25 protein-coding genes, 1 tRNA gene and 1 pseudogene are annotated in these 19,442 nt (G+C 43.3%); 2 read left to right on the forward strand and 25 right to left on the reverse strand.

Going from position 1 to position 19,442, the window contains the following annotated elements; all coding sequences use genetic code 11:
* Positions 1-3: 3 nt before the first annotated feature.
* Complete coding sequence (locus I6E24_RS17495; protein ID WP_394800395.1) at positions 4-177, forward strand: Com family DNA-binding transcriptional regulator; 174 nt, start codon at positions 4-6, stop codon at positions 175-177.
* A gap of 88 nt (positions 178-265) precedes the next feature.
* Here the strand turns inward: I6E24_RS17495 and I6E24_RS10375 are convergent, their stop codons facing one another.
* From I6E24_RS10375 to I6E24_RS10385, 3 genes are read right to left on the reverse strand one after another with little or no spacing between them, the layout of a single operon-like run.
* Complete coding sequence (locus tag I6E24_RS10375) at positions 266-1,306, reverse strand: tyrosine-type recombinase/integrase (RefSeq protein WP_005642461.1); 1,041 nt, start codon at positions 1,304-1,306, stop codon at positions 266-268.
* Entirely contained in the window at positions 1,296-2,615 is a 1,320-nt protein-coding gene (locus I6E24_RS10380; RefSeq protein ID WP_005642462.1) for a tyrosine-type recombinase/integrase, read from the reverse strand. The genes I6E24_RS10375 and I6E24_RS10380 overlap by 11 nt, the downstream gene beginning before the upstream one ends.
* Positions 2,612-3,826, reverse strand: a complete 1,215-nt coding sequence (locus I6E24_RS10385; protein WP_005642464.1) for a tyrosine-type recombinase/integrase — start codon at positions 3,824-3,826, stop codon at positions 2,612-2,614. Before I6E24_RS10385 ends, I6E24_RS10380 begins: the two co-directional genes overlap by 4 nt.
* A gap of 130 nt (positions 3,827-3,956) precedes the next feature.
* On the opposite strand from I6E24_RS10385, the pseudogene I6E24_RS10390 reads away from it, so the two are divergent.
* Positions 3,957-4,166, forward strand: a pseudogene (locus tag I6E24_RS10390) (glycoside hydrolase family protein); the annotation flags it as partial.
* A 44-nt stretch (positions 4,167-4,210) separates the two neighbouring features.
* On the opposite strand, the gene I6E24_RS10395 reads toward I6E24_RS10390, so the two are convergent.
* The 22 genes from I6E24_RS10395 to I6E24_RS10500 all read right to left on the reverse strand — a co-directional run bounded on the left by I6E24_RS10395 (position 4,211) and on the right by I6E24_RS10500 (position 19,246).
* Positions 4,211-4,558 (reverse strand): hypothetical protein, encoded by a 348-nt coding sequence (locus tag I6E24_RS10395; RefSeq protein ID WP_007560866.1) that lies wholly within the window; start codon positions 4,556-4,558, stop codon positions 4,211-4,213.
* Positions 4,558-4,863, reverse strand: a complete 306-nt coding sequence (locus I6E24_RS10400; protein WP_004326306.1) for a helix-turn-helix domain-containing protein — start codon at positions 4,861-4,863, stop codon at positions 4,558-4,560. Before I6E24_RS10400 ends, I6E24_RS10395 begins: the two co-directional genes overlap by 1 nt.
* A complete protein-coding gene (locus tag I6E24_RS10405) occupies positions 4,847-5,182 on the reverse strand; it encodes a type II toxin-antitoxin system RelE/ParE family toxin (RefSeq protein ID WP_007560861.1) in 336 nt (111 codons plus the stop codon). Before I6E24_RS10405 ends, I6E24_RS10400 begins: the two co-directional genes overlap by 17 nt.
* A 57-nt stretch (positions 5,183-5,239) precedes the next feature.
* A complete protein-coding gene (locus I6E24_RS10410) occupies positions 5,240-6,010 on the reverse strand; it encodes a hypothetical protein (RefSeq protein WP_235328483.1) in 771 nt (256 codons plus the stop codon).
* Between the two features lie 2 nt (positions 6,011-6,012).
* The gene (locus I6E24_RS10415; protein ID WP_118356570.1) at positions 6,013-7,947 is read right to left on the reverse strand and encodes a hypothetical protein; all 1,935 of its coding nucleotides are present in this window, start codon (positions 7,945-7,947) and stop codon (positions 6,013-6,015) included.
* On the reverse strand, positions 7,944-8,537 hold the full coding sequence (locus I6E24_RS10420; RefSeq protein WP_118356572.1) for a hypothetical protein: 594 nt from the start codon (positions 8,535-8,537) through the stop codon (positions 7,944-7,946). Before I6E24_RS10420 ends, I6E24_RS10415 begins: the two co-directional genes overlap by 4 nt.
* Positions 8,538-8,580: 43 nt before the next feature.
* Complete coding sequence (locus tag I6E24_RS10425) at positions 8,581-8,847, reverse strand: hypothetical protein (protein WP_022052945.1); 267 nt, start codon at positions 8,845-8,847, stop codon at positions 8,581-8,583.
* An 86-nt stretch (positions 8,848-8,933) separates the two neighbouring features.
* Positions 8,934-9,824 carry a DUF932 domain-containing protein gene (locus I6E24_RS10430; protein WP_118356574.1) on the reverse strand — a complete coding sequence of 297 codons (891 nt, stop codon included), beginning with the start codon at positions 9,822-9,824 and terminating at the stop codon, positions 8,934-8,936.
* 25 nt (positions 9,825-9,849) lie between these two features.
* On the reverse strand, positions 9,850-10,569 hold the full coding sequence (locus tag I6E24_RS10435) for an N-6 DNA methylase (protein ID WP_087397473.1): 720 nt from the start codon (positions 10,567-10,569) through the stop codon (positions 9,850-9,852).
* A 21-nt stretch (positions 10,570-10,590) separates the two neighbouring features.
* Positions 10,591-11,403 carry a DUF4121 family protein gene (locus I6E24_RS10440; RefSeq protein ID WP_087397471.1) on the reverse strand — a complete coding sequence of 271 codons (813 nt, stop codon included), beginning with the start codon at positions 11,401-11,403 and terminating at the stop codon, positions 10,591-10,593.
* Positions 11,400-11,669, reverse strand: a complete 270-nt coding sequence (locus tag I6E24_RS10445; RefSeq protein ID WP_004294953.1) for a hypothetical protein — start codon at positions 11,667-11,669, stop codon at positions 11,400-11,402. Before I6E24_RS10445 ends, I6E24_RS10440 begins: the two co-directional genes overlap by 4 nt.
* Entirely contained in the window at positions 11,666-12,604 is a 939-nt protein-coding gene (locus tag I6E24_RS10450; protein ID WP_235328485.1) for a hypothetical protein, read from the reverse strand. Before I6E24_RS10450 ends, I6E24_RS10445 begins: the two co-directional genes overlap by 4 nt.
* A gap of 18 nt (positions 12,605-12,622) precedes the next feature.
* Positions 12,623-12,922, reverse strand: a complete 300-nt coding sequence (locus I6E24_RS10455; protein ID WP_154577308.1) for a hypothetical protein — start codon at positions 12,920-12,922, stop codon at positions 12,623-12,625.
* Positions 12,904-13,197, reverse strand: a complete 294-nt coding sequence (locus I6E24_RS10460) for a DUF4120 family protein (RefSeq protein ID WP_046404753.1) — start codon at positions 13,195-13,197, stop codon at positions 12,904-12,906. Before I6E24_RS10460 ends, I6E24_RS10455 begins: the two co-directional genes overlap by 19 nt.
* A 33-nt stretch (positions 13,198-13,230) precedes the next feature.
* A complete protein-coding gene (locus I6E24_RS10465; RefSeq protein WP_118356528.1) occupies positions 13,231-14,208 on the reverse strand; it encodes a hypothetical protein in 978 nt (325 codons plus the stop codon).
* Positions 14,209-14,226: 18 nt separating this feature from the next.
* Positions 14,227-14,571, reverse strand: coding sequence for a hypothetical protein (locus I6E24_RS10470; RefSeq protein WP_009121407.1), 345 nt, complete (start codon positions 14,569-14,571; stop codon positions 14,227-14,229).
* Positions 14,572-14,586: 15 nt separating this feature from the next.
* A complete protein-coding gene (locus I6E24_RS10475; protein WP_004326287.1) occupies positions 14,587-14,742 on the reverse strand; it encodes a hypothetical protein in 156 nt (51 codons plus the stop codon).
* 15 nt (positions 14,743-14,757) lie between these two features.
* Complete coding sequence (locus tag I6E24_RS10480) at positions 14,758-15,375, reverse strand: DUF4313 domain-containing protein (protein ID WP_235328487.1); 618 nt, start codon at positions 15,373-15,375, stop codon at positions 14,758-14,760.
* A gap of 57 nt (positions 15,376-15,432) precedes the next feature.
* Complete coding sequence (locus tag I6E24_RS10485) at positions 15,433-16,311, reverse strand: hypothetical protein (RefSeq protein ID WP_235328489.1); 879 nt, start codon at positions 16,309-16,311, stop codon at positions 15,433-15,435.
* Positions 16,312-16,314: 3 nt separating this feature from the next.
* Entirely contained in the window at positions 16,315-17,484 is a 1,170-nt protein-coding gene (locus tag I6E24_RS10490) for a hypothetical protein (RefSeq protein WP_004326284.1), read from the reverse strand.
* Between the two features lie 225 nt (positions 17,485-17,709).
* Positions 17,710-18,930, reverse strand: coding sequence for a site-specific integrase (locus I6E24_RS10495; protein WP_004326283.1), 1,221 nt, complete (start codon positions 18,928-18,930; stop codon positions 17,710-17,712).
* Between the two features lie 243 nt (positions 18,931-19,173).
* A tRNA-Lys gene (locus I6E24_RS10500) sits at positions 19,174-19,246 on the reverse strand.
* Positions 19,247-19,442 lie beyond the last annotated feature (196 nt).

Consider the following 19,442-nt stretch of genomic DNA (forward strand, 5'->3'; position numbering starts at 1 on the left):
AGGATATATACTCCTTATAGATGTCCCTGTCACCGGCTTCCAGCTTTCGGATCAGCTTGCTTTTGGGTATCTTTCCGCTGCCCAAGAGCCGGAACGGTCCCACATTATAAGCTAATGTACCCAGGAGCAGTTATCCAAACCAAAATATTATCCCAACTTGACTCTTTACTATATTGAATATCAGTAAATTGTTATATTTTGGTAGCAGATAATAAAGAGTGATTGTTCCATTATTCAAGAACAGTCACTCATTTATTACTAAGTATTATCTCAATCCAAGAACTGTTGCTAATGAATCTTTATTTCTGATTTTCTTATATTTCTTTTCAACGCCTAAAGTCAGATTGTCTTCCATAGAGCATAAAGCTTGTATCATTTGTTCTGATGAAACTCCTACGTATTTCATTGTCGTTTCAATGCTCTCATGCCCCAATAGTTTTTGTATCTGCGCCAAGTTTACACCGTCTTCCAACCAATGGGTAGCCCGTGCATGCCGAAAACTATGGCAATGAAAATCTACAGGAATTTCAAGTAGCCCCTGAGACGCAATCCTAACATACATTTTCAACCGCTTGCTAATCGCTTCTGAAGTGATTTTTTTGTTTGCATGGCCATATATGGGGAAAAATACAAAATCAGAAGGTAACGGATTTGCCGGATGGAACAACTTCACATAATGTCTCAGTATTCTTACCATGCTGTTCAACAAATAAATGGTACGTTGTTTATTCCCTTTACCCAAAACAAGAATGTAACCTTTCGTTTCATCCAGGTGCAGTGCCGACAGCCTCAATGATAATATTTCATCTATTCTTGTTCCGGTACTATATAGAAGATTGAACAAGGCAAAATCCCTCTTACCTATCAATGTACGTGTATTGATGCTTGCAAAAATCCGTTTGATTGTATCTTTTGTGATTACTTCCACTTGTTTTTTAGGTTGCTGCATTCTTTTTATTTCAGCGGCATCACAATCATATTTTATGAATTGGATTTTCTTGTGCGCAAGGAAACGGAGGAAATTTTTCAATATGGAGAGGCGATGATTGCATGTTTGCGGGCTGCATTTTCTTACTTCTTTCAGCCACGCAATCCATTCTTCAATCCAGTCCTTACGGAAGCATTCCCCACAAAGTGTATTTGATGTGACTCCTTTTGAGGATTCAAGGAAGTCTATATAGATTCCCATTCCCTCTCCGTATGATTTTAAAGCGTTATGGCTCAGATTCCTTATACACGGAAGATAGACCGTATGCCACTCATGGATGGCATCGGCGATAATTGAATGTTCTGCTTTAGTCTTCATATTCAAAATAGTCGTTTAAATCAGGCAAAAGTTCTTCATACCCACATCCTGTCAGATTTTCCAACTGGTGTGCAAACAGCGGTACAAGCCTGTAATAATATAATGTGTTTTGAATGTAACGGTGTCCCATGGAACGGCTGAGATATAAGAGTTTGTCCATCCATTCAATGCCGCAGTGATCCCAACCGTTTATGTTCACGACCGCATAGTGACTGCGAAAATCATATGCTCTTGCGTGTGCCGTACTGACTTTCTTCCATACTTTCTTAAAACTTGCCGTTACCCATTCTCCGGAATATGGTTTGTCATACTCGTTAGGAAAGAATGTCTTTCTTCCGGGCATGAGATTTTCCATTTTGACATTATACATCTGCAATAGCGACCACATGGATTCGTGCAAGGCAACCCGATGTTCATCTATGCTCTTTGTGTATCTTATATTTATAACACCGGATTGCAAGTCTACGTCTTCTACTCTGAGCAGACGGGCTTCTGTTGTACGCATCCCTGTACTGTACAAAAGTCGGAAAAAGACCGGAACTTCCACTTTCATAAGCGCAGCCCTCATGTCACGGCAATTTATTGGAGGTTCGAGATTGTCCGCTTCATTAAAGAATCTTGCAAGCTCTTCTGGAGTAAACGGATGTGGTTCGAATGATGTGACATTGACTCTTGGAATGGTGGATGGAAGAGGAATATTTACAAAACCACGGCTATTCGCATATTTCAGAAATCCTCTGACACCTACAATTCTGTTATTGCATGACTTTGCGGATTCCGTTTTTTTCTTCTTGCAATAATCAAGGACAATTTCTTCTGTAAGAACTTCGGCTGACGGATAATTTTGAGCGCAGAAGTCATTGAAACGGCGAATCTTGTCCATTGTCCGCCTACTGAATTTCCCAGAAGCTCTTTTGTAAAGTTCATATTTCTTGACTATATGGGATATTGCGGAATAAGAGTATGGCTGTTCTGAAACAGGAATACGCTTTGGCTTAGGTGTGTATTTTATATCCGGAGGATATGATGGCAATTTGAACGGTGCCCCATATTTCGACCGGATATAACGGATGAAGCGCCTCAAAATAATGCATCTGTTACGGTTTGTATAATAGCTTTCCTTATCTGTCCTTGATGCCCATCCGGAGATAATATCATCCGACAGCACTCCGCCATGATTCATACAGTACTTGGCGAAAGAGTTCAGGTATATGCGGGTTATATAGTCACATTTTCCGATACCGGAGATGAAATTGACATATTCAGACATCAAATCTGCAAATTGGGGTAGATGTGAATCTGTTTTCATTCGAACAACTCCTTTCTTATTGGATAACATTCAATATTGATTCCGCATTCTCTCAGATGAGGGATGTCAGCATCTATATATGGGACTATAGATGAAGAACAGATATGTCCTAAAATATGGCTGATGACCCTAATCTCGGTACCTTTACCAAGTAATTTAGAGGCGAGGTTGTGCCGAAATACGCTGACTCCACGCCCGGATTCACCTTTTCTAAGGTTTAGTTTCTCAAAGACTGTATTGACAATGGTGCCGATACTTTTGTTCTCCAACCTTTCTGTCGTATTCTTCTTGTTGGGAAACAGATACACGGATCCGGCCTCATTGTCCCGTTCATTCCGTATGTAATCAAACAATGAGTTTCCAACATGGGGAAGAAGGGGCAACACTATCGGATTACCAGTCTTTTCCTGGACGAAGCTGACTCGTTCCTTCTTCCAATCTATGTCTGTCAATTTCAAGTTGGCAATGTCACATCCTCTTATGCCAGTATATAAAGCCAATGAAACTATAGCTTTTTCCCTGAAAGTCAAAATATTGTTAGAGTCTGACAAAGCATTTTTTATCACATTGATTTCATCATCCTTAAGATAGTTGAAGTTTTTCCTTTCATATTTCAAATCAGGGAAATAACCTAATACTTTTTTCATGTCGTATAAATCCCCCAACTCTTTAAGGGCTGACGCTATGTGACCGCAATATGTCCTTGAACGCTTTTGCTGTTCTTCTTTAAGGAAAAAGGACAAAACATGTTCTTCTTTGATTTCATCCAATGAAGAGACGTGGAACTTTTGCATCTCAAAAAGGAACATTGTAACGGCATCGGTTTCCATTTTTACTGTGGACTTCTTTTTATGTTCTGCGGCACGCTTCCGATAAATGTCTATAACTTTCCGAAAACTGGGGTTAAGCATATTATACCTGGAAGGATAGCATAACGGAACAAAGGACTTCTTGTCCGGGTAGTGCCCAAATTCATCATATGCTTGGATAGTACGTAAATGCATCATCCTAAGATCCAATGTCGCTTTTGTATATCCCCTTGTACGGATAAACTTTTCTGCAAACTGTTCATACGAATGAAAACATCCTTCATGTTCAAAAAGAAGTCTTAAAACAAATTTTACTCCTTTGATGTACTGAATGTCATAACCACGGGAAACGAGGTTGTCCAGTAACTTCTTCTGGCTTAATTTTAACTGTGCTATATTCATATTCTTCCTATTGGCTTTAGTGCCATTAGCAAAGATATAGGAATGTATTATCCAAACCTATTCATCCTATAACAGAATGATTTACAGAATAAAAAACTATATTTTTAGGATAATGCTGGGGTTTGGATAACTTTTGGTTGCATGTCTGGCATACCAGGTGGGACCATATAGGTTACTCGGTTATGGCAGGATGCCCAAAAGCACGTTGATAAGGAAACTGGAAGCCGGTAACCGAGACATTTATGCGGATTTCATACGATATTGTCACTATAAGGGAAAGAAAATTCCGTCAATAGAAAGGAGAAGAAAAGAAGAATACAGATTACTGTTTATGCCATAGAAAACAAAACAGCCGTGAATTTATCATGATTCACGGCTGTCTTGTTATAATATCCTGTCTAAAAAAAGTGACAGGGGATAAATGAACCGATTATACTGTTTCAGAGCATCCATATCCAGCTTCATGTTTTTGTAAGGATTTGAATCGTCTGTATAGAAATAGATGTCTGTTGTCTGGTTACCATTTTTTATAATTTTCCCGTTCAATGGTATCGCGTCCACATCCTCGAACTTTTCAAGGGGAAGGCCTTCAATAGAACCGGTTTCCTGTTTGCCGAGACTATTTGTATAGTGATTGAACAGTACAAATCCTTTTCGGGCATAATCAATGTGAATGCCGTATGGACGGTTGCGGTAAAAGTTTTCTCTGGCTTTTTCCTGATAATTTTCCATTATAATACCGGTTTGACAATTTCAATCTTCAATCCGAGTGCATCAATGATACGGCAGAACGTACTGATACCCGGATCTACAATACCTTTTTCTATTCTGGAGATATAGGACTTGTTGGTTCCGATTTTTTCAGCCAGTTCGGACTGGGTCATCTTTTCCTTCTTTCTGGCATCACATATAATCTGTCCCATGCAGTAGGCGTATGCCTCCTTACGGAACTCCTCACGTTCAGGTGTTCCCGGCTTGCCGAATTCCGCATCCATGATAGCATCGATGCTGGTCAGGTTTTCATTTCTTGCTTTCATAATACTCCTCCTTTATCTTTAATGCTTTTTCTATTTCAGAAGGCGGTGTCTTCTGTGTCTTTTTCTGAAATCCGTTGAACAGGATTACGATGTTCCCGTCATCAAATATGAAGAATACCCTGAAGATATTGCCTCCATATTCAGCACGGATTTCATAGAGCTCTTCACGCAGATACTTTACGAACTTGCTGCTTACCCTTTCCTGTACTTTCAGCATATCAAGAATGTAGTATATCTTACGGGCTTCCTCTTTTCTGAGAGATGAGATAAAGTCCATAAAATAATTCTTGTAGGCTGATATGGTCCGTTCCTGTTTCATGACGCAAATATATATAAAGTTTACATATCAGGCAACTTTTGGAAAATAAAAAAGATTTTATGTTTTATTTCTCAAGTCTGTGAAGTTGATACAACCCGTTACTATGAAATCCTCTTTTCCATAGTCAGCCAGTGATTTCAAATCAGAGAGGCTTTTACAGTAGAAAAATATTGTATTATCATATTCTTCAGGTATATCCGTGAGGGCGATGTTTACGTCTTCTGTGTTAAGACTGTCTTTCCATATAATTTCGCATTCTGCAAGTTCAGGTTTCCTCCCGTATGTTTCGACAAATTCCTTAAAACCGTTTTCCATATCTTTTTTTACAGCTTCTATGTCGCAGAGAATGGTATAATTGTCACATTTCTCACACCATCCATATAGGAATGACTCATCATCATAATTATAGAACTGTTTTGTATTCGGATTGATGAAGGCATTGCAGACTACATGATTTCCTCCACATTTGCAACATATAACATTCTCTTCCAGTCCTGTATTTTTTATCTGAAAGATGTTAGTCATGGCTTCCAGTATCTCGTTAAGCCACACCGGATTGGCCAAAGCCGCCTCATGGCGGCTTGTGACCTTGTAATTTTCTCCGGTTATCTTATCATGGACTTCAAGTGTGATTCCTTCTCCGACGGCAGTTACCTTGTGTACGGAGCATTCGCACGGATCACCGGTCTTGTCAAACCAGATTACGTAAACCGGATTGTCATTGTCTTTAAGTATTACTTCGGAAACCGAGTTTGCCTGCATCAGTGCAAGTATCCTGCCGATGATTTCATCGCACAGGTTTTCAATTCTTTTTTGGAAAATATTCATATTCAGATAAGATTTAGATGTTGGACTTCTTTTTTGTATTTCTCCAGTGAAGGCTTGTATCCCTGTTCATGGATAACGTCCTTCAGCTCTTTCAGGGTATAGGTCCGGGCTATGTCCAGTCCGTAGTCTTCCGCAAAGGCTTCTATTCCAATCAGACAATACCCCATATTGCGGTGTACCGTTTCTGCATTGATTTCCATAGAGTCATCTGTTCCTTTGGGGAGTACAGCCTGCTCCTTCAATTGACGGATCTTGTATTGCAGGCCGGAGGCGAGCCTTTCCATGTTCCTGTCATGGTAGGTCAGCCCGTCCTTGCGGATACAGTATTCCACTGTCTGCCCCATGAAAGAGTTGCGGAATATTTCGCAACCCAGTATAGTACGGATATGTTCCACCTCATAATACCGCATGGCTTGTACATCTTTCAAATCCTTTTGAATCTTCGGAATCCGGAATTGCGGGTCGTTGTCACATATTGTCTTTTCCAGCCATGTCCGGTGGAATGTAGTAATCTGTTTTCTGAACACTGTCTTGGCAGGCATATATCGGTTGGGATGGCGTGTCATGATAAGATAATATTCACTTTCATGCCATCCGCGTTTACATTTTTGTAAGGCGATGTAAGCGAGTCCTATACGGCAGTATCGGCGGCTGTCATCACGGTCCCTGATATGCTCGAAATCCGTTTCACATCCATAGAATTCGGCTGGAAGCCCTGTATATTTTTGGAATTCCATGACCCGTTCCTTGAAATACCGGATATTATCCTGGTCTTTTTGACATAACAACCTGGACATTTCAGGTGTGATGAATTCCATCCGCAGATAATGGAAGTATTGAGGCTTCTCCTTCAGAACCTTCTCGGCAAGTTTTCTGGTCTGTAGTTTCTTCGGCAGTTGAGGGAGCCAGCGCAGACTATGGCCGTATTCGGTGAAATATTCCACAAGTTCCCTGGTCCAGCGTTCCGATGGAATATCAGGGTAGAACGAATCCCTTCTGGCCAGTGCCATACAAACCTCTTTCGTCATCAGGTTCGGTTCAAGAATGAAGTTGTAACTGTTGATTTCTCTTTTTACTTCAAGTGTATGAATAAGTCTTTCCGGTGTCCGGAACCGTCTGGGAAGTTTGTTAAACAGGTTAGGTTCCAGCTCCATTGCTTTGTCAGCCATGGCATCATCCGCATGTTTGGAGAACCACTCGTAATGTCCGTATGAATCGAAAATGCCATGCAGGTTGCCTGTCTTGTGACAGATGGCCTTCCATACGGTGTCATAGTCAAGCCAGCGTGTATCCACTTCCTTGATACAGCGTATGGCCCATTCCTTGTAGTATGCTGCCTGTTTGAAACATTTAGGCATCATTTTGTCGATAGTCATGGTTGCGATACGTCCGTCATGGATCAGTTCTTTCCAAAGTCTGAAATCCTTGGCTTGTCGCGGAACGAAAGAAAGCATGACGCTTGTTTCATATAAGAACTGCTGTTCATACCTCTCTGAACAGTACCGGTAACCTCCGTTTTGCTGTACGTCACGGTAAAGGGAGTATATTGCATCACGGACTGTTCCGTTGTTCCATGAGGATGAAGGTATCAGATGCAGGTAGTACATGAAATTCCTGTGTGCGAACAGCGATTCAAGTATGTCACTGTTCCTGTATTTTTCCGGTATGTCAGGAAAATTACTCTTTTCGGCCTTTATTGCCCTTAGACAAATCTGGCGGTTACGTTTTTCTTCAGGTATCTTCGAAAGCTGCCAGGAACGCCATCCGTAATCATCTGTTTTGAAGATACTGTCAAGTATTTCAGAAGTAATATATTTCTCCGGCAGATAGTTGACCAGTTCCGGACGGTGTTCGGCTGCGGCCAGTTCAACCATTTCCATTGTGATGAATTTGTCCGGCATACATGATATAGCCTTTGTCATATTGATTTCTTTCATGATTCCAGTTTTTTAGGTTTGATGACTTTTATAAGTTGTGTTTTGCGGAATACATATACCGTTTTCCCTTTTTCACTGACTCTTTTGGGAAGGCTTTTCCAGGTATCCCATCCGTTGACAATTTCCGGAGTGAATTCCAGTTTTCCCGTTTCGCCGATTACGGCAAAGGAAAGTCCTTTGTCCAGAGGGGAAGGCGTATGGTCCTTGTCGGGAACAAAGACAGAAAATTCAGGATTGCTGATTTCATAGATTTTTCCTTCATAGCCCAGAAACCATCTGCCATTTTCATACAGGTAAGTCCAGTCACCGAGCAGGAAGAACTTTTCCTTGCCGGATATTTCCTTTGCTTCGTGAATGGGATTCCCATTATTCAAAGGCCAACAACTTGTCTTGTTTTCATTTGATGAGAGGCTGCCTCCCAGATGGAGCAGGTTTCCCAAAGCGAGCAGTTTTCTCACCCTGTCTTCCGTACGGTAGAATGTCCTGAGTATTCTTCCGCAGTTTTCAAAATCCCCTTTTTTAAAAACGGTGATGTACCGTATTCCTTCCGGCAGGGACATTCCGATGTAAGTGTTTTCATCATTTGTCATAGTCGTATATTTTTATATGATTGTTTATGAATGGGATTCTTTGTCATTCCAAGTCTCTTGCGCGGACTGGATTGTAGGGACAGGACTGTACCAGGTAATTGGTATTTCTGCCCTGAGTCTGACTGTGCTGTCTGAAACATTCGATGTCATCTTCCTCCAGTTTCAGTTTTCTTCTGTTCTTTTGCAGGAAGTCTGCTGCCTTTTCTATGGAAGAGAAGACCGCCTTTGGCTCGAATGAACTGTATTCGTGCCATGCGTTGCAGCTGAAAAGGATATACATTTCAGCCTTTATTCTGTTACTTGCTGCCATATCTTATCTGATTATTCGGGTTGATAAATGACAAAGCCCGATTCCGCTGGTGACGGAACCGGGCCTGTCGTATTCGGTTTCAGGTTTTAATTCTGGTTATATGAAAGCAGGAAATCGGCCATTGCTCCATTTTGTGGAATCATGGCAGGAAAATCAGTCTTTCCCGGTTTATAGATTTCTGTCGCTACATTGTAGACATCCCACGCTGTAATAAGTGGCTGTTCAAGTGAGAGTTTGAGCAGTTCTTCCGTAAACACGGAAATCTGTCCCTGGTTAAGCGGATAGGTGTCCACCTGTGATGCCAGTCTCTTGTCTGCGCTGTCATGGGATACACGCAGAGCTGTCAGCATACCTATGATCATGTACAACTCACCGGGTGTCAGTACCTTCTCCTTGAGCCTTTGGATTCGGCTTCTGTCCGCATCCATGTCACGCTCAAAATTCCGCATCCAGTCATCCACCTTCCCGAACAGTTCCTCGGTAGTCACCTTGTCCTTGCCGTAGTTGGCAACGCTTCGTTCGGGTGAAAGGATACACTGGTTGTGGCAGATACGTACACAGGGACCTATTGCCGCCTGGATACCGTCCTGATGGTAGGCTACCACGAGTGTGGTTGTCAGTTCGTCGGTATCTCCGTTCAGAATACGGATGGTGGTGAATATTCTGCGCAGTACATGTGCTTCTACCGCCTTCTCTCCATAGGTCTGTTCCACCTGCGGCAAGATGACCACTCCGGGCTGTGTCCGGTTCTTGTTCTGGGCGGCGAAGATTTCCTCCACCTCGTAGTTCAGGTTGTGACGGCGGCAGATGTCCGTCATGCGCTGGATGACCTGGTAGTGGTAGATTCCCCTTACCGGATTGCCGTAGATGTCGTTCTCCTTGTAGGTACGCTGTAGTGTTTCAAGGTCCATTACTTCGATTCCGTTGTTCTGGAAATCAAACTGTCTCTGATTGTTCAATGTTGCTAAAGCTCCCATAATTATATTTTTAAATGGTTGGTAATTATTTGTCCAATAGGTTGATGATACGGACTGCCTCTTTGAAGCGTCCGATATTTTCCGGAAGAGGATTCCTGTATTCCTCTTCCTTCATGCGTCTTATAGAAGGTATTCCCGTCAAGGGCAGAGCCTGGTTGACTTTCCATCCGTCGGTGAATGCCTTCGGCTGGAGACTGTCATGACAGATCACTTCCCCGACACATCCGTGGACGAGCATGTTGCATACGGTCATCATGCAGCAGGTCCGGCTGATGTCTTCTCCGACCAGATAGTTCCCCGGATTGTGCGCATGGTATGCCAGCAGGAGTCTTCCGCTGCCGCATGTGGGGTCTCCCATCCTCTGTCCGGTCTCTTTTTTACCTGCCGCGCACATGACCATGAGTTCACAGATATGTGACGGCGTGAAGAACTGTCCGTTTGCCTGCTGTCCCGGTTTTGAGCAGTAAGCCATGTGGAGTTCACCGAAAGCGTCGAACCAGCCCGACCTGCCGATTTGTTTCTGCATGATACGTGTCCATTCGGCTGTCATTTCCATGAACGAGGCGTTTTGCTGACGCTTGTATTTCCAGTTGCTTATTGGCGGTGCTCCAGGAGAGAAGCCGTGGATTATGAAACGCAGCAGGTCGTTGAATACGGTCTGTATTTCATAGCCGCATGATGAGGCAAAGCCTGTGATGAGCCTGTCGAGCGGCCTGATTTCGTTGGAGATTTCATATCGTGCCATATTCCTTAATTTTATAATTGGTTATATACTGTCGTTGATTCTGTATACTGTTACGGTATGGTTTTCATTGTCCGTGTGGATTCTGACGGGACCGTATCCCATGAATTTCATGCGGATTTGTCCGTGCTGTCCCATACCGTTCCACTGCTCACGTGATATTTCCTTAATATCCATGCGGTACCCCCAAAGTACAAGAGAGTCAGGCAGGATTCCCTTGTAGAGTCTGCCTTTCAGGATTGCGGCCAGCTCGTCCAGCTCGCTCCGGCTGTACAGCGTGAATGAATCGCTGCGGAAGGTGTATTCGCCTGTCCTTTCCCTGTCCCGGTGTTTCATGATATGATAGCGGAACCAGTTACGGGTGGTGTAACCGTCATACAACGGATTCGGTTCTCTGTATTCCCATTTCCTGACCGGAGCATCGAACCTGAGACTGCCCGTATTGCTGCGCTTCCCGAATCCCCATGTCCTGAATATGCGGATTTCAGTACCTGCGGGTTTCATGTTCCGGATATTTACCTGCGTCCAGGGACTTCCGGTGGTATCATAGGCGGCTTTTCCCATGTCATCGAAACAGAATACCGTTTCCGGTATCAGGCATATATCCGCATATTTTCCTGTTATCCGTTCTATATGAGCTTTTCCGAAATAGTCACCAGAACGTGAGACAAATTCCACGCAGTCTCCTTCTGTCGGGCACATCTGCCTGTTTCGGACATTCTCCATCAGTTCCAGCATACGGTTCACTTTCCGTACTTCCTTTTCTGTAATGGGATATCCGAAGTCACCGTTTGCCAGTTCAAGACTGTCAAGGTCATATCGTATCTTTGTATTCATCCTGTTCTCCTCCTGTTTTGTGTATAGCGTTCAACCTGTCGGGTGATCATATCACAGAATTTCTGGCCGTTTTCTTCCTCACCCCTGAAATAGGCGGCCATCATCAGCAGGTTCTTGTTGTAATAATGCACCCATTTGTCATGGAAATGTGCGCCGGGAACCTGTCCGAATGTTTCCTGAAACAGTTCCAGGGTCAGATCCTCGTCCTGTCTTCTGTTGTATTCCCATATTGCCAGAAGCAGTATGTCATTGTAATTCAGTCTCATATTGCGTTGGTATTTGAAATGGCCATTATGATGTTGCAGCAACCTGTCTTCCTGATATTCTCCTTCAGCTTTCCGTTGTTTACCAGTCTGTCGTATGCCTCATGCACGAACCTGTATGCCGGTGAATCATATCCGATACCGTGAAGATGTGATGTCGTCGCCACATTTATCCGTGATGCCATCATGGAAAGGATGTCTTCTTTCCCTGCCCGGCGGTTATTGAAGGCATCCAGTATATTCCTGTGGATGCACGTTCCGTATCTGGCACGGTAATATTCCATTTCTTCTTCATCGGTGAAGGAATACACCTCTTCCGCTATCGTATCCTTTACGAGACGGAATGTACGGCCTCCTTTTTTCAGTATGGCTGTAATCTGTGGAATATGCAGTGTTTCACAGTAGCCGCTTATTTCCATCGGATGCACGTACAGGCGTGTCTTTCCTTTTACAAGATACATGGCCTGTGATGTACAGCCTGTTCTGTCCGTGTCGAATCCCTCTCCATGAAATTTCTCTTTTATTTCCTTGTAGAATGCGTCCGTTTTCTCATGGGAAAGACCTTTTCCCCATTCATATCCGCTTTCCAGACTGAAAAGCAGATGGAAGAGGGTTGTCCGCCCGGTCTTGCTTTCCCAGTAGCCGTAAAGGTCGGCCGTGCCGGATTTCGGTCCGAACCTGTATCCGTCCGGAGTATAGCTTTCCATCACTTCCAGGAGTGAGTTCATGAAATTTTCCGATTCTTCCGAATTCCACCATTCTGACGTATCGTCATCCATGGTATAAGCCGGTATATGGTTCATAACCTGCAGGTATTCCGGAGTTTCTTTCAGAATGTCCAGCATCCTTGTGACGGCTTCCTTCCTTTGTCTGATGGAGAACAGTTCTGTTCCGGTATCCGCGTGAAGCCTGTTCTGTGTCTTCTGGTCTGTAATCATGACTTCTGATATTTATTGTTATACATTGTCTGCCTGTAAGGTACAGGCATTCTTATTTCTTGTTGTCCCTGTTGTCTGTTTGCCCGCATCCCTGCAAGGCTTGGCGGAAAAAAATACCGGAGCGAAGCGAGGATGATTTTTTTCCAGACAACCAGCCCGGCAGGGCCGCCTTGCGGGAGTTGCGCGGCAAACAGCTATTTTTGCAGCAAGAAATGAGGATGCTGTCATCATGTCTGCGGCATAAAAAAAGGGAACCCCATATTGCATGAGGCTCCCCAATACAGACTGTCGCATATATGTCAGGTATGTATGCTCCATCCGTGGAAACGTTCCATGGTGACGGCAAAGGACTCGTCCGGATTTCCATGATACAGCAGTCCTCCGACAATGCCTGTATTTCCGTCCGGATAACGTTCGCAGAATCCGAACGAATACGGCGCATGGTCGTAATAGAGTTCGATTTCGCATGGATGGTTCTCGTTCTTCTCCCATTGTTTTAGACGTTCAAGACAGTTTTCCAGTGTCTTGTCATTGATGGATTTTGCATACTGTACGACCTTGTCGTAATGCTCTTGTGAACAGCAGATTTTCATATCGTTTGAATTTATTGGTTGGTAAATGTTTTTTCAGTCAATCCAGAAAGTACCGCAATGAGGGCATCTGCATCCGGCAGGATATTCATTCGAATACCGCACGTCACGATGGCGTTTGTAGTTCATGTCACCGAAGGTGCATTTCCCGCTTCGGAATGTCTGCTCGTAAGCGGCTTCCTGTTTCTTGTATTCAGCCATCCGGCTTTTTCGGACAGATCCGGTAAAAGGTATCATGCCCGTTTCCCATTTTGTGGAATCGCACCAGTCATTGGTCATGCCGCAGACTTCATTGGCATAGGAATAGTGTACCTGTGAATCGACAAACAGGTTCTCCCTTCGGAAAGGAAATGTGATGTCCAGCGGAATCCGTACATGATGTCCGGAACCGTTCCGGCTGTCGGCAATGGCCACCACTACATTCCCGTGGAAACGGATGCTCTTGAAATCGTTCTCAGGATCTTTGCTGATGAGCCTGTCAAACATGGCGTTGAAGTAGATGCGCAGTTCTCCGCCGTATGTGGCATTCTCTACCAGTTCTTCAATCTTCTCGTCAAACTGCCCCTTTTTCAGATGCAGTGCGCGGCGTACCTTATGGCAGGCCATGGCGACTGATTCTCCCCGCAGTGAACAACCGGTCAGATATCCGCTGATTTCCACTCCGAGCGAATAGAAGAAATTAGTGACGGACGAGTTGCGTATCAGGTCCTTTACCGGGTCGGAATCGTTCCGGTCGTAGATAAGTTCCCTGATTTCATCTTCATGCTCTTCAAACTCTCCGGCTAAATTGTCCGCTTCCATGTTCTTTCTTGTCTCCTCCAGATAGTCGTGCATGTTTGAGCTTTCCTGTTCCTCATACCATTCGTATGCCTTTTCATAGAGTTTTTCCATATTGTTGGAACGGATGCATTCCTCCTGGATGTCTTCATGCTCATCAAGGTCATCCCGGTAGTCCACGTAGTAGAGGCTTACATACTGTGGAATATAGTCTGTAAGTTGCAATGTCTGGTTCATGATTCCTGATTTTAAGAGTTATACAAACGAAAAAGCCCTGCTTGTCGTGCAGGGCCTGATTCTTGTGGAACTGAAACCTTTGGAATGTCTGTTTGTATGGTATCTCCATGTCTCAAGCAGATAATCCTTGGTTCCCTTGATACTTCCGTGTACCATACATCCTTTTTCATCATACAGGTAGCAGGTGTTAAGTAGAACCGGTATGCCATCATGCACCTTGTACATGTGCAGCTCAATATCATTCTTTATGGCGGCAGACTTTTCCTTTTCCACTTTTCTGTGTATGGCTTTTCTGACCTCGCCGATATGGGGTGAGGTATAGCCGATTATTTCCGAATGGAATGCAAACTGATATTTTTCCATAACACTTTATCCGTATTAAAATTCTGATATAAGTTCATCTTCATATACCTCCAGTTCAAGACCGCTCTCGACAATCCTGACCAGCCAGCGGCATTCCAGTCTTTCCATCAGTTCGACGGCACGGTATCCCTTATAGGGACGTCTCAGAAATACAATGTCTCCGGTTTTCATATTTGTTCCTCCTTTTTATTGTGCGTAGATTGTTTCTATCAGTTCTGCATCCGTAAGATAGCGCAGTTCCTGTGTGGAGCAGAACAGGCAGATGCCATCCAGCAGTTCATATGCCGCAGCATCCAGGTTCCGTACTCCTTTGATCAGAGATTCTTCCAGTTCCTTGCTTGAAACAAGATATATTCCGTGAATGTCTTGAACAGTTCTCAAAGGGAAACGTCTTTCCTGATAGATGATGTCCTTTATCATGTCATCCTGTGGTGGCAGTTTGGCGCTGATTGTCTTGAACTGTTCGGGTGCGAGTTCCTTCAACCTGTCAGGATTGAAGCGGAACATTCTGAATCCCTGATATTCAAATCCGGCAGGCTCCGCTATTCTGTTACTGGTCAGGAAATCATGTACGTGTCTGTTGCAGTCCCGGCTGTCCACATAAGCATGGAACGGGGGAAGGGAATTGAGGTTGACGGTGATGTCCGTGTAGGATTCCCAGCATTCCGGATTCTCCTTAGACCGGGATTCAAGTCCTACATACAGATTGTCATTGTCGATATAACTGTTAAGGACGAGTCTGACCTCAATGCGCTCAGCCGGATCTGTGGCTGTTTTCCAGTATAGAGTGTTTGATTTGTTCATACTTGTATTGTTTTTATGAGGGAATACGGCAGTCATTCTACCGCATTCCCCCGAATGTTATGATTTGATATTTATTTGTCCCTGTGCCGATTCCTTTTTCACGGTCCTCAGTCTTTTAAGGAGATACAGGAAATATTCACGGTCATAGATCCGGAAAAGAAATTCCTCTGATGTCTCCTTGATGTGTCCGATGAAAGTTGCAGATTCCCTGCCGGGAGGATATTGAAAGAAATGTCCGTCGGAAACAAGGGTGAGCTTCTTTCCTGATACATGGTCTATCAGTTCGTCCGGAGTTTCGTAATGTCCTTTTCCTTTATAGAACTGATAATGGTTCCGGCGAAGACTTTTCAGGGTATTCGCCATGTCCGTCCTTGCTTGTCTGGAATCTGATTGGATGACAAGGTTGCAGATGAATACGGACTGTTTTCCGTCCAGTGAAAAATAATAGGGAATGAGTCTGGTTCCGCTGATTGTTTTGCTTGTTTCCTCTTTTGAGATCACGGCTTTCCGGTTGATGATTTCCATGTGACGGTCTATCTGATTGTCCAGTTCGGATTGCGGAGTAAGTACGGAGCGCAGGCCCTTAAAATATCTTCCTTGACGGGTAAAGCAGAAAGAGTACATATTTCCGTAATACGGTTCTCCCACAAAGAACGAGTTTTGTCTCATGCGCAAGGGTGGCAGTACATCCAGCAGCTCATAGTAGTCTTCTTCGGTGATTTCCTTGAACGGTTCGGACAGGGACTGATTGTATAGCCGCAGCTTCTTGTCTATATCAGAAGGTGTTACTGCTTTCAGATAGGGATTGTTTTCCCGTATGCGCAGTTCTTCGATTGTTTCCCCACCATAGTCATTATGGAATCCGTCACTCATACTTGTCAGGCATGTTCCGTCGAAGTAGCGGGAATCGATTACATATTTCAATCGGTCTTTCATGTCTTATAGGTTTTGAAGGTTCAACACTCTTTTGACTGCATATACGGCATTCTGTGTAAGTTGCCGTTGCCATGCCTGGTATCTCGGCGACCATTTGAAACCGTATGATTTCAGCTCCTTGCGCCTCTGGTCATCCGGAATACTGTCAAATAGGATTTGCAGGCGGTCTGCCTCATAGTTCCATACCAGCGTTCCGCCTTCAAATTTCAGTTCACGGTTTTCCCGTTCTCTGATTTCCTGAAGTTTCAGTCTGGCCTGGCGTGCCATTTCCGGCAGTTGGAAGAAACGGTTCCGCGGAGTGATAACCGGTTTTTTGCATTGCGCATTGAAGTCTGTAATGAAGTCCACCGCTTTCTGTACGATTTCCACTTCTCCTTTTCCTGCATAGGTGCTTACCTTATTAAGGATACTGCTGACAAACAAGGCACGGCTGTATCCTCTTGCTTTACCGGTATCAATATCATGAATGGTCTGTGCGCTGCTTGCAATGTCACGCTTCAGGCGGTTCCATGCCTCTTCCTGCTTCTGTTCTTCCGGTTTGGCAGCCTCTTTCATCCTTTCCATGGCAGCCTTGAAGCGGTTACGCCAGTCATGAAATTCATCAAATCTGTTCTGGTATGCGTCCAAGGCCTTGTTGTTGCGCTGACAGTTGAATTTGGCAGGCCCTGTCACCATCGGACTGGCACATCGTGAGAGACTGCCCAGCAAGGCAGAGAACTTGCTATGGTATGCACTGACATACTCGTTCTGCTTTTCTTCCGGAATCAGTTTCAGATCCTCTACAAGTTGTTTTTCATATTGCATGATGTCTGTTTCCGCCCTTGCTTCAGGTTCGAAGGAACTCCATCTGTATGCGTTGTATGCAGCATCAAGCAGGTCTTCCAGATAGCCGGGATACAGGAATTCCACAGCTTCCCATTTTTCAAATTCATTTGGATGCAGTTCTGTTTCCCCGTCTGCCGTTTCGATGGTGTGTACATAGGAGCCCATTCCCGTACAGCGTTTACGGAAATGAAAAAGGACGGCTTCGTCATCCGTCCCTTGTTCTCTGATTTTCTTCACTCGGTAAGCATTCTTTCTTGTCAACGTGATAACCGTCTGTTTTCCGGTCTTGTCCTTCATGAGGTCTGCTACTGTACCTTCACATACCTTCTTTCCAACTTCTTCAGTCATATTCTTTTATTTAAATTAGACATGACCGGCTCCGTGGAGCCAGTATTTCAATTTCTTACTGGCCCGGCTGTTCTTTGCCAATGACCGGTGCAAGGCTTGGCGGAAAAAAATACCGGAGCGAAGCGAGGATGATTTTTTTCCAGCCAACCAGCCCGACAGGGCCGCCTTGCACAGTCAGTGGCAAAGGGCGATATTTGCTGTAAGAAATGAAATAATGGTTGAAAATTATATTGCGAACTTGTTTTGCAGTACTTTCATTTCATTGGCAATGGTAGAATTCATTATTTTGGCATAAATACGAGTTGTACGAATGTCCGTATGTCCTAACATTTTGGCAATGGATTCCAAGGAAACCTTATTTGCAATAGCCAGTGATGCAAATGTATGTCTTGCAATATGTGTGGAAAGATTCTTCTGAATACCACATACATCAGCTATTTCTTTCAAATAACTGTTCATTCGTTGGTTGCTGGGAACAGGAAGTAATAATCCTTTTTCATTGCAGATTGGATTTGATTGATATTTCTCTAAAATAAGTCTTGGTATATCCAACAATGGAATGTCGCACATATTATCGGTCTTTTCCCTTGCTTTTCTTATCCACCATTCACCATTATCAGCCTGTACAAGGTGTTCCTTTTTCAGATTCTTTACGTCTGTGAAAGCCAAACCGGTGAAGCAACAGAAGATGAATATGTCCCTTACGGTTTGTAATCGTTGAATATCAAAATCTTTATTGATGATTTTGCGAAGTTCCATTTCGTTTAAGAATTCACGGTTACACTTGGTCTGTTTGAAGTGTATTTCTGCAAACGGATCATCAGTTATCCACTTCTTTATCAATGCAGTTTTGATGATTTTCTTTAAATTCTTCAGATATTTCACTGTCGCATTTTGCGCACAGTTTTTCTGTATTTTAATGAAATGTTCGAATTTGGTTATAAATTCATAGTTGATTGATTTTAATGGAATATCAGCCAGTTTATACTGTTCACTGATAAACTCCTTCAAATATCTTGCTGTACGTTCGTATCGAAGTACAGTACCTTCGGCATATTCCTTGTTCATTAATTCCCGATATTCCGAATTGTGTTCCTGGAATACTTCAAGCAGCATTTTGGGAGTAGAGTGTTCTCCATAATAGATATTTTTTATAATATCTGCTGTAATAGGTTTACCGTCCTGCTCAAGTTCACGGTGAATTTGAAGGATTTTAGTTCTTATCGTATCAAGATAGTGGTTTATTTCTTGATACTTCTTTTCCCTGCCAATCGCGCATTCTTTTTGCGTATTCCATTTTGTAACATCTATACTTCGCTTGATTTGTACCTCTGCACGTTTTCCGTTTATTGTGATACGCATACAGATTGGTGCTTCTCCATTTTTAAGCAGCTTTGATTTCTTCAGGAAAAACAATACCGTAAAATAGTTTCTTTGCATTGCCATACTCTTCTTTTTTTGATGGTGTAAAAATACATGTTTTGAAAAGAGTTTGTTTTATGCAAAACGCAGAGAATCAGTGAAATATAATCCAATTAGGTGGACTTGTTTTTATGTGGAAATTAAGTCCACCTATTTCACCTCCAGTAAGATGCGGTATTCTGCTTCAATTTGCAGTATGGATAAAAAGAAAAACCGCTGATAATGATTGATTATCAGCGGTTTTCATTGTTTTGCTTTTTGTTTGAGTGATCCGCTTGGGGCTCGAACCCAAGACCCCAACATTAAAAGTGTTGTGCTCTACCTGCTGAGCTAGCGAATCAATCCTGTTTTGCTATCGTTATTTCCCGATTGCGAGTGCAAAGGTATGACTTATTTTTATAATTGCAAAATATTTCTGAACTTTTTTATAATTATTTTTAGTGGCTAATGCGCAATATGTTGATACTCAGTGCTTATGATAAGGATGATTTTTTGCTCTTATTTCATTATAGGAATAGATAGTATAAGTATGTGAT

Source organism: Bacteroides caecigallinarum (genome assembly GCF_021530995.1).
Taxonomy (GTDB): domain Bacteria; phylum Bacteroidota; class Bacteroidia; order Bacteroidales; family Bacteroidaceae; genus Phocaeicola; species Phocaeicola faecigallinarum.

Coding starts and splice junctions, on each gene's coding strand:
- I6E24_RS10465 (WP_118356528.1), bottom strand. CDS start 14,208: ATGAACCAGACATTGCAACTTACAGACTATATTCCACAGTATGTAAGC.
- I6E24_RS10415 (WP_118356570.1), bottom strand. CDS start 7,947: ATGAAAGAAATCAATATGACAAAGGCTATATCATGTATGCCGGACAAA.
- I6E24_RS10445 (WP_004294953.1), bottom strand. CDS start 11,669: ATGAGACTGAATTACAATGACATACTGCTTCTGGCAATATGGGAATAC.
- I6E24_RS10425 (WP_022052945.1), bottom strand. CDS start 8,847: ATGGCAGCAAGTAACAGAATAAAGGCTGAAATGTATATCCTTTTCAGC.
- I6E24_RS10405 (WP_007560861.1), bottom strand. CDS start 5,182: ATGAAACAGGAACGGACCATATCAGCCTACAAGAATTATTTTATGGAC.
- I6E24_RS10420 (WP_118356572.1), bottom strand. CDS start 8,537: ATGACAAATGATGAAAACACTTACATCGGAATGTCCCTGCCGGAAGGA.
- I6E24_RS10430 (WP_118356574.1), bottom strand. CDS start 9,824: ATGGGAGCTTTAGCAACATTGAACAATCAGAGACAGTTTGATTTCCAG.
- I6E24_RS10460 (WP_046404753.1), bottom strand. CDS start 13,197: ATGAAAATCTGCTGTTCACAAGAGCATTACGACAAGGTCGTACAGTAT.
- I6E24_RS10485 (WP_235328489.1), bottom strand. CDS start 16,311: ATGAAAGACCGATTGAAATATGTAATCGATTCCCGCTACTTCGACGGA.
- I6E24_RS10395 (WP_007560866.1), bottom strand. CDS start 4,558: ATGGAAAATTATCAGGAAAAAGCCAGAGAAAACTTTTACCGCAACCGT.
- I6E24_RS10455 (WP_154577308.1), bottom strand. CDS start 12,922: ATGGAGCATACATACCTGACATATATGCGACAGTCTGTATTGGGGAGC.
- I6E24_RS10490 (WP_004326284.1), bottom strand. CDS start 17,484: ATGACTGAAGAAGTTGGAAAGAAGGTATGTGAAGGTACAGTAGCAGAC.
- I6E24_RS10440 (WP_087397471.1), bottom strand. CDS start 11,403: ATGAATACAAAGATACGATATGACCTTGACAGTCTTGAACTGGCAAAC.
- I6E24_RS10480 (WP_235328487.1), bottom strand. CDS start 15,375: ATGAACAAATCAAACACTCTATACTGGAAAACAGCCACAGATCCGGCT.
- I6E24_RS10450 (WP_235328485.1), bottom strand. CDS start 12,604: ATGATTACAGACCAGAAGACACAGAACAGGCTTCACGCGGATACCGGA.
- I6E24_RS10375 (WP_005642461.1), bottom strand. CDS start 1,306: ATGAAGACTAAAGCAGAACATTCAATTATCGCCGATGCCATCCATGAG.
- I6E24_RS10385 (WP_005642464.1), bottom strand. CDS start 3,826: ATGAATATAGCACAGTTAAAATTAAGCCAGAAGAAGTTACTGGACAAC.
- I6E24_RS10495 (WP_004326283.1), bottom strand. CDS start 18,930: ATGGCAATGCAAAGAAACTATTTTACGGTATTGTTTTTCCTGAAGAAA.
- I6E24_RS10470 (WP_009121407.1), bottom strand. CDS start 14,571: ATGGAAAAATATCAGTTTGCATTCCATTCGGAAATAATCGGCTATACC.
- I6E24_RS10435 (WP_087397473.1), bottom strand. CDS start 10,569: ATGGCACGATATGAAATCTCCAACGAAATCAGGCCGCTCGACAGGCTC.
- I6E24_RS10410 (WP_235328483.1), bottom strand. CDS start 6,010: ATGAATATTTTCCAAAAAAGAATTGAAAACCTGTGCGATGAAATCATC.
- I6E24_RS10400 (WP_004326306.1), bottom strand. CDS start 4,863: ATGAAAGCAAGAAATGAAAACCTGACCAGCATCGATGCTATCATGGAT.
- I6E24_RS10380 (WP_005642462.1), bottom strand. CDS start 2,615: ATGAAAACAGATTCACATCTACCCCAATTTGCAGATTTGATGTCTGAA.
- I6E24_RS10475 (WP_004326287.1), bottom strand. CDS start 14,742: ATGAAAACCGGAGACATTGTATTTCTGAGACGTCCCTATAAGGGATAC.